Genomic DNA, 13,428 nt, shown 5'->3' with positions numbered 1-13,428 from the left:
GCGTAGGCCCTTCCTCGGTGTCCCTGGTGTGAGGACGCGCCAGTTTTTAAGGTATTGCTGACTGGCTTTCAACTTTATTCGCGCAGGGGGGCTTGACAGCTTCTGTAGGCTGAAACCGAGGGCACCCGACACCGTGGCCTGCTTCCTTCATGGGATCGCAGGCCACGGCTGCGATGGGGCCTGTCTTTCTGCGAGAATTCGCGGGTTTCGCCTGCAAGGGCATACGGTTGAAGCACAAATCGCTATGACATTGGTAGCAATCATTCTGGCCACCCTGGCCGCCGGTATTGGCAGCGTCTGGGTGGCCGCGTTGTTGATGGGGCTGGGAGGCAATCGCTCGCCGGGCATGATGCCGCAGCGGCTGTTGAGCCTGGCGGCGGGCGCACTGCTGGCCACGGCCTTCATGCACCTCTTGCCCGAAGCCTTCGAGAGCGAGGCCGGGGCGCATGACCTGTTCGTGACGCTGCTGGTGGGCCTGGTGTTCTTTTTCCTGCTGTCCAAGGCCGAGCTGTGGCACCACGGGCATGAGCACGGCGCGCCGCCGGCCCATGAGCACGATCACCACGAACATCACGATCACCAGGGCCACGCCCATGACCATTCCCATGACCACCATCACGGCCACCGCCACCGCCACGGCGGCTGGGCGGTGCTGACCGGCGACAGCGTGCACTGCTTCGGCGATGGCGTGCTGATCGCCTCCGCCTTCATGGCCGACATGCGCCTGGGGCTGATCGCGGCGGTGTCGGTGCTGGCCCACGAGGTGCCGCACCACATGGGCGACATCGTGGTGCTGCGCCAGTCCAGCTCCAACCGGCGCGTGGCGCTGATCAAGGTGTCCATGGCCGGGGCCGTGACCACGCTGGGTGGCATTGGCGGCTATTTCCTGGTGGGACAGCTGCAGGAGCTGCTGCCGTACTTCCTGGCCGTGGCCTCCAGCAGCTTCATCTACGTGGCGCTGGCCGACCTGATTCCCCAGCTGCAAAAGCGCCTGAGCGCGCACGAGACCGTGGCCCAGGTGGGCTGGCTGATGCTGGGCATCGTGCTGGTCACCGTGGTCAGCCGCGCGGCGCACGCGCACTGAGGCTGATGTTGAGGCTGAGGCGCGGGTCCTAGCCTGCGCGGGCCTCCTGGGGTGTCGTCCCCAGCAGGTCGGCGTAATCCACCGCGTACTTGATGAAGGCCGCATGGCCGTCGATGCGCAGCTTGCGGCGCAGGTGCAGGCGGTGGGTTTCCACGGTACGCACCGAGGTGCCCATCAGCGCGGCGATTTCCTTGTTGGAGCGGCCCTCCGAGATCCACTGCAGCACGCTGGCCTCGCGCGGCGTGAGGGCGCGTCGGGGCCCGGACGCGCTGCCGTCTTCTTCGGCCACGGGCTGCAGGCCGGGGCTGAAATACAGGCCGCCGGCGTAGACCCGGTCTATGGCCTCGATGAGCTGCTGCGCAGGCGCGTCCTTGAGCACATAGCCGCGCGCGCCCAGCGCCACGGCGCGGCGCACGTATTCGGGATCCTCATGCATGGACAGCACCAGCACGCGCACCAGCGGGAACTGATCGCGGAACAGCGCGGCCAGGTCGATGCCGCTGGCGCCCGGCATGCGGATGTCGGTGACCACCAGGTCGGGCGACAGCTCGCGGGCCAGCGGCAGGGCCTGGTCCACGCTGGCGGCCTCGCCCACCACACGGATATGGTCCGTGGCCTGCAGGCGCATGGACACGCCGTCGCGCACGAGAGGGTGGTCGTCCACCAGGAGGATGCGGATCATGGGGTTCATGCAGCGGCCCGTGGTAGTTCGAATTCCGGTGAGGGAGACAGCGGCATGCCGCCATCGCGGTAGAGCACGGCGACCAGCCGGGTGCCGCGGCGCCCCGAACTGATGGACAGGTGGCCGCCCAGGCCTTCGATGCGCTCGCGCATGTTGCGCAGGCCGATGCCGCCCTGGCGGTCGCGCTGCACGCGGCGCATGTCGAAGCCCTGGCCGTCGTCGCTGACCTGCAGCACCACGCGGCGGCGCTGAAAGTGCAGGCTGACATCGATGCGCGTGGCCTGGGCATGGTTTTGCGCATTCGTCACGGCCTCCTGGGCCACGCGGAACAGGGCCGTGGCATGGCTGGGCGGCAGAAAGCGGGTCTCGCCCCGGCAGCCGAACTGCATGCGCAGGCCATCCTCGGCCTGCATTTGCTGGCTCATCAGCGCCAGGGCCGGGGCCAGGCCCAGGTCGTCCAGCAGGGCGGGGCGCAGGCCGTGGGAGACACGCCGTATCTCCACCAGCGCGTGGTTGAGCTGCTCCAGGCCCTGGTCCACCATGCGCTGGGCCGTGGCCGGGTCCTGCGCGGCCAGCCGCCTGAGCTGGGCCTGGGCCGTCTCCAGCAGGAACTTGGAGGAGACCAGCACCTGCACCACGCCGTCATGCAGGTCGCGCGCCACGCGCGTGCGTTCCTCTTCCTGCGAATGCACCACGCGCTGGGCCAGCCGCTGCAGCTTGTTGCTGGACACGCGGTGATCGCTGAGATTGAACACCAGCCCCGCCACGCCGATGAGCACGATGCACAGCGCCGCAATGCCGAAGATGCGCCAGCGCGTGGCCGCGATGTTGGCCTGGGCGCTTTCGTCGATCTGGCGCAGCGCCTGCTCCACATCGTCCAGGTACAGGCCCGTGCCCAGCGACCAGCCCCATTCGGGCACCGTGGCCACATAGGCAAGCTTGGCCTCGGTACGCAGCGATGACGGTTTTTGCCACTGGTAGCGCACCAGGCCGCCGCCGCTGCGCGCGGCGTCCAGGATGATCCGGGCGGGTCCTGCGCCGCCCGGGCTGTTGGGATCGCACAGGTCCACGCCCGACAGGCCCATCTGGCGCGCATCCAGCAGCACGTTGCCGTGTTCGTCGTAGACAAAGAAGTAGCCGTCCTCGCCGAACTGCATGCGCGCCAGCGTATCCAGCGCCTGGCGCCGCTGCACGGATTGCTCCTCGCCGCTGGACTTGATGCGCGTCAGCGCCGTGGTCGCCAGCTGGACGTAGTGGCGCAGCTCCGTCTCCTTGCTGTGCAGGTAGGCGGTCTCGACCAGTTCGCGTTCCTGGTGGGCCAGCTCCAGGGTCTGGTGCTGCACGGTCGCCGCGACCAGGCCCAGGGCGAGCGCGATGGCGGCAATCGACAGAAGTGCAAGTTTCAGCGGAAGTTGCATGGGAGCCTGTGTGGGGTGCACCGACGATCTTTTCCGCCCAGTGGCCGGGCCTTGTCAACAGGGCTTGCGCGCATGCCGCCAGCGCCAGGGCGGCGGCCTTTGAATGGCAGGCGCTGTATTTTCCAATGGCCTGCGCGCCCCGTATATCCACACGGATTCACGCGCGCGTGAAAAGGCGTTTGAATATCCCAAGGGAAACGCCATGGAAAATGGTTTTTGGGCGCGAAACAATATCCCATGGATACTGGAAATACGAGATGCATTTTCTTGGTGCGTACTCCCCTTTTTGGGGTTTTTGATAATCGTTTTGCCGTATTGTGGTGCGCCGTCCCTCTGATGCCTGATGTGCTGCTTGTTGTTGAGCAGATTCCGTGCCAAACCATTGTTTTCAAAGAATGTTGAAGGGTTGCGTAGCACTGCGTGGGTCCGTGTGCGTAGTGGTGCGTAGGGGAAAATTCATTATCGAATGCCCCAGATCCCTGCCTAGAATTTCTCCGTGAGATCACGAATTCGAATCATTTTGTATCGATGATTCAGGTCACCTCTGAGGACTGGGTTAATGGTGACAAAGTGTTTCCATAACGCCAATGCAGTAATGCGTGGCACGGCAGTGGCAGCTTGTATTTTTGTTTGAGAAGGGCAATACCATGGATATTCGAACGAACCTGGGGCGCATGGCGCTGGCATGCGGGGTGGCGGTGACGGCGGCGGCGCTGGTGGGTTGCGCTGCGCCCAACAAGCGCGAGGTGCTGTCCACCACGCAGATCTACCCGGCCATCGGCCCGTACTCGCAGATGGTGGCGCATGGCAACACCATCTACTTCTCGGGCGTGCTGCCGCTGAACGCACAGGGCACGGCCATCCAGGGCGCCACCATCGAAGAGCAGACGCGTGCCGTGCTCGACCACATCGGCGCCAAGCTCAAGTCCCAGGGACTGGGCTATGAGGATGTGCTGTCCACCTCGGTCTTCATGAAGGACCTCAACGAGTTCGCCGCCATGAACAAGGTCTATGGCGAGTACTTCAAGACCGGCGCCCCCGCTCGGGCCACGGTGGAGGTGGCGCGCCTGCCGCGCGATGTGAAGATCGAAATCTCGGCCATCGTCGGCCGCCGCTGACCGCTTGCGCAACGACAGGAGGACCGCATGAACGCACGACACCCCCAGATCGCGGCCGAGCAGGCCACATCCCTGACCGCCACTGCGGCCGCCGGCGAATCCGGCTATCCCGCGCGCTGGACTTCCAAGCGCCGCGACTTCCTGCGCATGCTGGGCTACGGCACCGGCGCCGCCACGCTGGGACCGCTGCTGGCCGCCTGCGGCAGCGGCAACGCCCAGACCTCGGCCGCCGCGCTGCGCGAGCAGCTCATGCGCGACGAGGCCTTCTGGACCGACGTGCAGAGCATGTTCATCCTCAAGCCCGAAAAGACCTACATGAACATCGGCACGGCCGGCTCCATGCCCAAGCTGGTGCTCGACGTGTTCGATACCGAAAACCGCAAGAAGGCCGCCGACTCGGGCAACGGCTACAGCAACCTGCTGGACCTGCGCAAGCAGGTGGCGCCGGGCTTTGGCGTGGATGCCGACGAACTGGCCTTCTCTGCCAACACCTCCTCGGGCATGTGCCATGCCATCCTGGGCATCGACTGGCAGCGTGGCGACGTGGTGGTCACCACCAACCACGAGCACGGAGGCGGCGACACGCCGCTGAAGATCGCGCAGGACCGCTACGGCATCGAGGTCTCGCGCATTGCGCTGCCCGTGGGCAACAACCAGACGGCGGCCACCTACGTGAACCTATTCGACGAGCGCATCCGCGCGCTCAAGGCCCAGGGCAAGCGCGTGCGCGCCATGATGTGGTCCTCGCCCACCTACAAGACCGGCACCATGCTGCCCATTGCCGACCTGATGGGCGTGGTCAAGGCGCATGGCCTGATCAGCATCGTGGACGGCGCCCACCTGCCGGGCATGATGGCCTACAACTATGCGGAGCTGGGCATGGACTTCATGTCCGGCGCGGGCCACAAGTGGCAGTGCGGCCCGGGCTCGACGGGCATCCTCATCATCCGCAACAAGATGCGCGCCTCCAACCCGCTGCCCCTGCCCAAGTGGTACCCGGTGCACACCAGCGCCTACCCGGCGCTGGAGCGCACGACCACGGCCAAGGAGACCTACGACATCGCCGCCTCGGTCACCTCCTGCGGCAGCGTGCACACGCCCATGTTCATGGCGCTGGCCCAGGCCTGCGCGCAGTGGGACAGCATCGGCCGCAAGAAGATCGAGACCTATGACCTGACGCTGTCGTCCTACCTCAAGGAAAAGATCGTCGAGCGCTGGGGCGTGGACTCGCTGTACTCGCCCAAGGACGATCCCAAGCTGCTGTCGGCGCTGACCTGCTTCAACCCGTTCCAGAACAAGGACGACGTGATGAACGGGACCAAGTCATCGACCTTCGTGGCGCGCATGCTCAGCGACTATCCGCAGGGCTTTGTGATCCGCAACTCCAACTTCCCCGTGATCGGCGCGGCGGCAGACCACTACGGCGTGCGCGTGTCCACGCACCTGTGGCATGACGCGCGGGACGTCGATCTGCTGGTGGATGCGATGTGGGATCTGTCTAGAAAGATGGCTTGACCCCCTGAGCCGCTTCGCGGCTTCCCCCTTCTCGCTTCGCGGAGGGGGACGACACCCTCGCTGCGGGGCGGCGCGGCCGGCATAGGCCCTTGCTCGGTGTCCCTCGCGTTGGGCCATGCTTGTGTTGGGGGCGTGCTTTCTGGCGCAGGGGGCTGTCTTGGGCCGGGCTTCTTGAGCCCTGCGCCTCAGCCGGGCTGTCCTTCGTCGCGGATGGCGGCGCGGACCTGGGGGAGCTGGCGGCGGGAGACCATGAGCAGTTCGGGGATGCCGTGCAGGCGCAGGGCCCAGCCTTCGCCTTCGGTGGGGTCGTCGTGGCGTTCCAGGGCGCGCAGGGCGCTGCGGGCCACCAGCGCGTTGCGGTGCACGCGCAGCAGGTGGTCGGCGTGGCGGGTTTCCAGGTCGGCCAGGGCGCCGTCGAGGATGTAGCTGCGGCCCACGGTGCGCACGGTCACGTATTTCTGTTCGGCCTTGAGGTAGAGCACTTCGGACAGGGGCAGGCGTACGGTGGTGCCCCGGTCCTGTATCAGCAGCACGGGGCCGCTGTCGCGCTCGGCCGTCTGGTGCACCGCCGTGCGTGCGGCCTTGGCCAGGGCCTGCTGCAGGCGCTCGCGGCGCACGGGCTTGGTCAGGTAGTCGGCGGCGTCCAGGTCGAAGGCCTCGACCGCATGGCCGGCATGGGCGGTGACGAAGACCACGGCAGGCGGCAGCGGCAGGCGGCGCAGTGCGTGCGCCAGGGCCAGGCCGTCCTGGCCCGGCATGTGGATGTCCAGCAGCGCCAGTTCCACGGCGCGCGGGCCCGGCGCCTGCAGCACGGCCATGGCCTGGCGCGCGTCTGCCGCTTCACTGACCTGGTGCGGGCCGGTGCCCGTGCAGGCTTCCACATCGGCCAGCAGGGTGCGCAGTCGCGCGCGGGCCAGGGCTTCGTCGTCAACGATCAGGATGTGCATGGTCCTTCTTCTTCGATACGGCCTTCGTGGGGTGGCTGGCAGGCGCAGCCAGCGGCAGGCTGATGCGCACCACGAAATGGCCCTTGAGCGTGCGCGCCGTGAGGTGGGCCTGCAGGTCGTGCAGCAGCGACAGCCGGGCGCGCACATTGGCCAGCGCAATGCCGTTGCCGCGCGTGCCAGCTGCGCTGGCGGAATCGATCTCGGTGGGCAGGGTGTTGGTGATGCGCACCTCCACCAGATCGCCACGGCGCTCGGTGCGCACCTGCAGCTTGCCGCCGCGTGCGCTGGGCTCCACGCCATGGCGTATGGCGTTTTCCACCAGCGGCTGCAGCAGCAGCGGCGGCAGCAGGGCGCCGTGGGCGGCAGGGTCCAGTTGCCAGCGCACCTGCAGCCGTTCGCCGAAGCGCACCTGCTCGATGGCCAGGTAGCGCTGGGCCAGCTCGATCTCCTCGGCCAGCGTGGTCGTGCTGTGCGGCTCGGCCAGCGCGTAGCGGAACAGGTCGCTGAGGTCTTCCAGCAGGGCCTCGGCCTTGGCGGGCTCGGCACGCACCAGGGCGATGGCGCTGTTGAGCGTGTTGAACAGGAAATGCGGACGTATGCGCGACTGCAGCTCGGCCAGCCGCGCCTGCGTGTCGGCGGGGGTGTGGCCGCGTGCGCGCAGCACCAGGGCGGCCACCAGCAGGGCCGCCAGCAGTCCGCCGGACATGGCGCTGGCCAGCCAGGGGGCGCTGGTGCCGCCGGCCAGTTGCAGCATGGCGCAGGCATACAGCCCGGCCGCCATGCCCAGCAGCACGCCGGCTGCGTACTGCCCGGTGGACGGCAGGCGCTGCAGCGGATGCTTGAGCAGGCAGGCCGCCACCAGCCAGACCAGGGTGCCGGGCAGGCTGGCGCCGGTCAGCAGGGCCATGTTCTCCAGCCACTGCAGCAGCGAGTCGGCGCCGAACATCGCGGCCGTGGCCGCCACGGCCTGCACGAAGAGCACGGCGCGCAGCACCACGCCGACGTTGCAGGCGTCGAAGACCAGCGCCGCAGGCAGGGGCGGCGGGGCGGTGGTGGGGGTCGGCTGGGTCGGCAAGGGGCGGCAGGTAGTGTTTCGGCGGGTGGGGTTCGCGCCGCATGCCCGGATTATGGTCATGCCGGGCGGGCCTGCACAGCGGTCACACCGCCCATGCAGGCCCCTGCACGGGCGTGGCGCCGCCCAGGTCGATAGAATCTTCGCTTCCTGCCCGCGCGGGGGCGTGCCGCCCGCCGCCTGCACCGCCTAATCGAAGATCGCGTCCTCACATGTCTGCCAATCAACCAACGTCCGCCTCGCACAACCAGCTCGACACCAAGGCCCAGGCCTGGTCCGCTCTCTTTGAAGAGCCGATGAGCGATCTGGTCAAGCGCTATACCTCCAGCGTGTTCTTCGACAAGCGCCTGTGGCAGGCCGACATCACGGGCAGCCTGGCGCATGCCGAGATGCTGGCGGCCCAGGGCATCATCGCCGCCGCCGACCACGAGTCCATCCGCAAGGGCATGGCGCAGATCACGCAGGAGATCGAGTCCGGCCAGTTCGAGTGGAAGCTCGACCTGGAAGACGTGCACCTGAACATCGAGGCCCGCCTGACCCAGCTGGTCGGCGACGCCGGCAAGCGCCTGCACACGGGCCGCAGCCGCAATGACCAGGTGGCCACCGACGTGCGCCTGTGGCTGCGCGGCGAGATCGACCTCATCGAAGGCCTGCTCGGCGAGCTGCAGCTGTCCCTGGTCGAAGTGGCCGAGAAGAACGTTGACGTGATCCTGCCCGGCTTCACCCACCTGCAGGTGGCCCAGCCCGTGAGCTTCGCCCACCACCTGCTGGCCTATGTGGAAATGTTCAAGCGCGACGCCGAGCGCATGCTGGACCTGCGCCGCCGCGTCAACGTGCTGCCGCTGGGCAGCGCCGCCCTGGCCGGCACCACCTACCCGCTGGACCGCGAGCGCGTGGCCCGCACCCTGGGCATGGAAGGCGTCTGCCAGAACTCGCTGGACGGCGTCAGCGACCGCGACTTCGCCATCGAATTCACCTCGGCCGCCAGCCTGTGCATGGTGCACGTGAGCCGCCTGTCGGAAGAGCTGATCATCTGGATGAGCCAGAACTTCGGCTTCATCCGCATCGCCGACCGCTTCACCACCGGCTCGTCGATCATGCCGCAGAAGAAGAACCCCGACGTGCCCGAGCTGGCACGCGGCAAGACCGGCCGCGTGGTCGGCCACCTGATGGGCCTGATCACCCTGATGAAGGGCCAGCCCCTGGCCTACAACAAGGACAACCAGGAAGACAAGGAGCCGCTGTTCGACACGGTGGACACCCTGAAGGACACGCTGCGCATCTTCGCCGAGATGATCGGCGGCCAGGCCGACCCGGCCACGGGCGGCAAGAAGGGCGGCATCACCGTCAACGCCGAAGCCATGCGCGCCGCCGCGCTCAAGGGCTACGCCACGGCCACCGACCTGGCCGACTACCTGGTCAAGAAGGGCCTGCCCTTCCGCGACGCGCACGAGACCGTGGCCCATGCCGTCAAGCTGGCCTCGCAAAAGGGCGTGGACCTGACCGAGCTGCCGCTGGCCGAACTGCAGGCCTTCAACCCCGGCATCGAGGCCGATGTCTTCGAGGCGCTCAGCCTGGAAGGCTCGCTCAATGCGCGCAACACCCTGGGCGGCACGGCGCCGGCCCAGGTGCGCAAGCAGCTCGCAGGCCACCAGGCGCGCTTGAATGCACGCCTGAACGCACGCCTGGGCTGATCCCCCCGTTCGCCGGAGCCGCGCCATGACATCCTCCCGCCGCCAACTGCTGACCGGGGCGCTGCGCGCCGCCGGCGCAGTGACTGCCGTTGCCGCCTCGTCGGCCCTGGCTCCGCTGGCCTGGGCACAGCCCGGGCAGGCCATCCGCATCCTGGTGGGCTTTCCGCCGGGCGGCGGCACGGATGCCATCGCGCGCCTGCTGGCCGACCGGCTCAAGGACGTGCTGGGCACCACGGTGCTGGTGGACAACCGCCCCGGCGCGGGCGGGCAGATCGCGGCGCAGCAGCTCAAGGCGGCTGCGGCCGATGGCCACACGCTGTTCCTCACGCACGACCACACCATCTCCATCCTGCCCCAGGTGGTGAAGAAGCCGGGTTTCGACCCTGGCCATGACTTCGTTCCCGTGGCCGGCTTTGCCACCTTCGTGAACGCGCTGGCGGTCTCCGCCAACACGCCGGCGCGCAACCTTGCCGAGTATGTGGAGTGGGTGCGCCAGGGCGCAAAGCGCGGCAGCATCGGCATTCCCGCGCCCGCGTCCACGCCGGAATTCCTGGTCAGGCTGCTGGGCGAGCACTACAAGCTGGACCTGGTGGCCGCGCCCTACCGGGGCAGCGCGCCCATGCTGGCCGACATGCTGGGCAACCAGATTCCGGCCGGCATCGCCTCGGTGCAGGACTTCATGGAAAACCACAAGGCCGGCAAGCTGCGCGTGATCGGCGTGCTGGGCACGCGCCGCCAGGCCACCATGCCCGAAGTGCCCACGCTGGCCGAGCAGGGCGTCAAGGGCTTCGAGGACACGCCCTACTACGGCATCTACGCGCCGCGCGGCACGCCCCAGGCCTTCATCGACCGCTTCTCCGCCGCCGTGGCCACCGTGCTCAAGCAGCCCGATGTGCACGAGCAGCTCACCGCCCTGGGCCTGACCGTGGGCCACATGCCACCCGCGCAACTGGCCGAGCGCGAGCAGGCCTATACCCAGGTCTGGAAACGCATCATCCAGACCAGCGGCTTCCAGCCGCAGTAAGCGCGCGTCCAGCGGTCCCGCATGTTCTACGCGATTCCGCTGGAGGACCGGCCCCGCTGGAGCAATCCGCCGTGGATGACGCTGCTGATCATCCTCGTGAACGTGCTGGTGTTCTTCGGGCCGCAGCGCTCCGAGGAGCGTGCCCAGCAGGCGGCGTCGCAGTTCTATGCCGCCAGCGCGCTGCCGGGCATCGAGTTGCCGCGCTTCGTGGACTGGCTGCAGCGCACGGATTCGCCGATGGCAAAGCAGGCAAAGGCGCTGCAGAAGAGGGGCCTGGTCGAGCCGCTGTTGCAGCGCATGGAGCGGGAGCCGAAATTCCTGGCGCTGCTGCGCAGCGGGCAGATCGTTGTGGCCAGCGATCCCCTGCACGGACAGTGGCAGACGGACCGCAGCCGCTACGAGGCCTTGCAGCCGCCGCCCTTCACCACGCGCTGGGCGCAGGACTATGGCGAGGAAGCGCCGCTGCGCCCGGTGACCTGGATCACGTCGGCCTTCCTGCATGCCAGCACGGGCCATCTGGTCGGCAATATGCTGTTTCTCTTCATGTTCGGCTTTTCGGTGGAGCTGGCACTGGGGCGGGCCACCTATCTGCTGTTCTATCTGCTGGGGGCCGTCGGGGCTTCGCTGCTGTCCTCCTGGGTCCATGGGGGTGCGGGCGTCTATGGTCACGGGCTGGGCGCTTCGGGCGCGGTCGCAGCGCTGATGGGCATGTACGCCGTCATGTACCGGCTGCGGCGCATCCGCTTTTTCTACCAGTTGTTCTTCTACTTCAACTACGTCACGGCACCGGCCCTAATCCTGTTGCCGGCCTGGATTGCGAATGAAGTGCTGCAGCACTTCTTCAGCGGTCGGGGCGTGGACTACATGGCCCATCTGGGCGGTCTGCTGACGGGCGCAGCCCTGATGGCCCTGCATCTGCGCCGCAAGCCACGGGCGGCGGTGGTGGGCCGCCATTCGGCGCCGGACGATGGCTTCGACACGCATGTCGCCAACGCGCGACGCCTGGGCCAGGCGCTGGACATGGAGGGCGCCCTGCGCGCCTGGCGCGCCGCCGCCCAGCTGCGGCCTGCCGACACCGAGGTGCTGCGCGCCTGGTTTGCCGCAGCCCGCTATGCGCCTGCCAGCGAGGACTTCCACCGTGCGGCCCGGCGCATCTTCAGGCTGCCGGCCCGTGATGCCGCCACCCTCGCCTGGCAGCACGCCAGCTACCGCATCTACCTGGACCTGGCCCGCCCAGGCGCCAGGATCGCGCCCGAGGACATGGCCAGGCTGGTGCGCCGCTTCACGCGTGCCCGTGCGTTCGACGATGCCGAGAAGCTGTGCCACGCGCTGCTGCAGGCAGCACCCGGCCAGCCGGGCCTGGGCGAGACGCTGTGCCTGCTGGTCAACGGCCTGCTGCAGCAGGGGCTGGCACAGCGCGCCCGCGCCTGGCTGCCACAACTGCAGCGCTGGGCGCCCGATGAGGCCGTGACCCGGCTGTTGCTCGACGGGCAGGCCCGGTCCCAGGCCACGGCGTGATCAGTGCGGGGCCGGGCGCGGGTCCGGTCCCTGTTCCGGTTCCGGGTCACGCAGCAGCCACCGCACCTCCTGCGTGGCCTCGCTGTCGGGATGGCGCGCCTGCAGCGTGGCCAGGATGCCCTGGGCCATGTCCCGGCGCCCGAAGCCCTGCAGCATCAGGCGCGCCGCCAGTTCATAGGCATGGGGCACGGCGGCATGGCCCTTGAAGCGTTTGTCGAAGCCCGAGATCAGGGTCAGCGTCGCCTGTGCATCGCCCGCGCGCCAGGTGCTGCGCGCCAGGGCCAGTGTCTGGTCGGCATCGTCCAGCGCAAAGCTCGCTTCCTTGGCGCGGCAGGCCTGGAACACCTTGAGCGCCTCGGCGGTCTGGCCCTGGCGCAGCAGCAGGGCGATGAAGCGCCGGCCGTGGTCCAGCAGCGTGGCCGTCTTGTCCGACAGCAGCAGCAAGCGGTGGTAGCGGCGCTGGGCATGCGTGTCGTCGGGGTGGGTGCGCTGGTCCTCGTAGGCCAGGCCCAGCGCGGCGGCCAGGTCGCCAGCGGCCACGTGCTCGGCCACGTCCTCGTCCAGCTGCTGGCGGGCGATCTGTTCGGGCGTGCGCGCAGGCGCCCCGTCGGGCCCGCTGTCTGCCTGGGGCACGGCGTCGATGCCCAGCGCCTCATGGTGCTGGTACATCACATAGCCCAGCAGGCTGGCCATGACCCAGCCGAAATAGATCATGGCGAAGTTGAACAGCGGCAGCAGGATCAGCCCGCTGAACAGCGGCAGCAGCAGCGACATGGCGATCTGCGCACCGCTGCTCAACAGGAACAGAAAAAAGCACAACAGTGCATAGGGCTTGCCGATGATGCGCACCGTGTCCAGGATCAGCAGCGGATTGAGTGCGGAGAAAAAGCCCGTCGTCTGCACCAGCACGATGATGCTGGCCGGCAGCAAAAAGGACAGCAGCAGCAGGGCCAGCTGCGCCATGCCCAGGCTCACCCGCGCACACCAGCCGACGATGATGCCGTGCACCACCAAAATGGCGAACAGCTTCCAGGGCAGATGGGTCCAGTCCGGGTCCAGGTGGCGAGGATAGTCCGCAGCGCGCGATATGCCCTGCGAACCCAGCGCTGCCACCTTGAAACCATAGCGGCTGGCGGCCAGCAGGATACCGATCTGCACCAGCCCGATGGCCAGGGGTGCGGGCAGGAAGAACAGCGCCTTGAACAGCAGGCTGCCCAGCGACAGCAGCAGCGCATAGCCCAGCGGCTGTGACTGGAACGGAAAGGCGAAGAACTGGTTGATCCGGTGCCAGAACGGCTGAGGCACGGCAACGTGGTTCGGCTTCATGGACGGACTCTCTCCCTGTGTTGTATCCGC

At 67.9% G+C, this 13,428-nt stretch carries 12 protein-coding genes; 6 read left to right on the top strand and 6 right to left on the bottom strand.

Translation table 11 applies throughout. The annotated features are described in order from the left end of the window. Window positions 1-244 precede the first annotated feature (244 nt). Complete coding sequence (locus BO996_RS25090) at window positions 245-1,084, top strand: ZIP family metal transporter (RefSeq protein ID WP_071956671.1); 840 nt, start codon at window positions 245-247, stop codon at window positions 1,082-1,084. 28 nt (window positions 1,085-1,112) lie between these two features. On the opposite strand, the gene BO996_RS25085 is transcribed toward BO996_RS25090, so the two are convergent. Genes BO996_RS25085 through BO996_RS29340 form a run of 3 tightly spaced genes read right to left on the bottom strand, consistent with a single transcriptional unit; the run spans window position 1,113 to window position 3,601 of the window. Next, window positions 1,113-1,775 carry a response regulator gene (locus tag BO996_RS25085; protein WP_071956670.1) on the bottom strand — a complete coding sequence of 221 codons (663 nt, stop codon included), beginning with the start codon at window positions 1,773-1,775 and terminating at the stop codon, window positions 1,113-1,115. Then, window positions 1,772-3,184, bottom strand: a complete 1,413-nt coding sequence (locus BO996_RS25080; RefSeq protein ID WP_071956669.1) for a cache domain-containing protein — start codon at window positions 3,182-3,184, stop codon at window positions 1,772-1,774. Before BO996_RS25080 ends, BO996_RS25085 begins: the two co-directional genes overlap by 4 nt. Window positions 3,185-3,238: 54 nt before the next feature. Further along, window positions 3,239-3,601 carry a hypothetical protein gene (locus BO996_RS29340; protein WP_156898006.1) on the bottom strand — a complete coding sequence of 121 codons (363 nt, stop codon included), beginning with the start codon at window positions 3,599-3,601 and terminating at the stop codon, window positions 3,239-3,241. A gap of 230 nt (window positions 3,602-3,831) precedes the next feature. Between BO996_RS29340 and BO996_RS25075 the strand changes: the two genes are divergently transcribed. Beyond that, on the top strand, window positions 3,832-4,302 hold the full coding sequence (locus tag BO996_RS25075) for a Rid family detoxifying hydrolase (protein WP_012207118.1): 471 nt from the start codon (window positions 3,832-3,834) through the stop codon (window positions 4,300-4,302). Between the two features lie 27 nt (window positions 4,303-4,329). Beyond that, window positions 4,330-5,817, top strand: a complete 1,488-nt coding sequence (locus tag BO996_RS25070) for an aminotransferase class V-fold PLP-dependent enzyme (RefSeq protein ID WP_012207117.1) — start codon at window positions 4,330-4,332, stop codon at window positions 5,815-5,817. A 185-nt stretch (window positions 5,818-6,002) separates the two neighbouring features. On the opposite strand, the gene BO996_RS25065 is transcribed toward BO996_RS25070, so the two are convergent. Together BO996_RS25065 and BO996_RS25060 are read right to left on the bottom strand one after the other, a co-directional pair. Next, entirely contained in the window at window positions 6,003-6,764 is a 762-nt protein-coding gene (locus BO996_RS25065) for a LytR/AlgR family response regulator transcription factor (protein WP_012207116.1), read from the bottom strand. Further along, window positions 6,745-7,899: a sensor histidine kinase gene (locus BO996_RS25060; RefSeq protein ID WP_065345621.1), complete on the bottom strand. Its 1,155-nt coding sequence runs from the start codon at window positions 7,897-7,899 to the stop codon at window positions 6,745-6,747. The genes BO996_RS25065 and BO996_RS25060 overlap by 20 nt, the downstream gene beginning before the upstream one ends. A gap of 149 nt (window positions 7,900-8,048) precedes the next feature. Between BO996_RS25060 and argH the strand changes: the two genes are divergently transcribed. The 3 genes from argH to BO996_RS25045 are packed head-to-tail and all read left to right on the top strand — an operon-like array spanning window position 8,049 to window position 12,072. After that, window positions 8,049-9,530 carry an argininosuccinate lyase gene (argH, locus tag BO996_RS25055; protein WP_012207114.1) on the top strand — a complete coding sequence of 494 codons (1,482 nt, stop codon included), beginning with the start codon at window positions 8,049-8,051 and terminating at the stop codon, window positions 9,528-9,530. Between the two features lie 25 nt (window positions 9,531-9,555). After that, window positions 9,556-10,554 carry a Bug family tripartite tricarboxylate transporter substrate binding protein gene (locus BO996_RS25050; protein WP_013800951.1) on the top strand — a complete coding sequence of 333 codons (999 nt, stop codon included), beginning with the start codon at window positions 9,556-9,558 and terminating at the stop codon, window positions 10,552-10,554. A 21-nt stretch (window positions 10,555-10,575) separates the two neighbouring features. Further along, complete coding sequence (locus BO996_RS25045; protein WP_071956668.1) at window positions 10,576-12,072, top strand: rhomboid family intramembrane serine protease; 1,497 nt, start codon at window positions 10,576-10,578, stop codon at window positions 12,070-12,072. Here the strand turns inward: BO996_RS25045 and BO996_RS25040 are convergent, their stop codons facing one another. After that, on the bottom strand, window positions 12,073-13,398 hold the full coding sequence (locus BO996_RS25040) for a tetratricopeptide repeat protein (RefSeq protein ID WP_013800953.1): 1,326 nt from the start codon (window positions 13,396-13,398) through the stop codon (window positions 12,073-12,075). Window positions 13,399-13,428: the final 30 nt, after the last annotated feature.

This window comes from Delftia sp. HK171 (assembly GCF_001886655.1).
Classification (GTDB): Bacteria; Pseudomonadota; Gammaproteobacteria; order Burkholderiales; family Burkholderiaceae_C; genus Comamonas; species Comamonas acidovorans.
The sequence above is the reverse complement of the archived record's forward strand: the minus strand, read 5'-3'. Positions and strand labels throughout refer to the sequence as shown.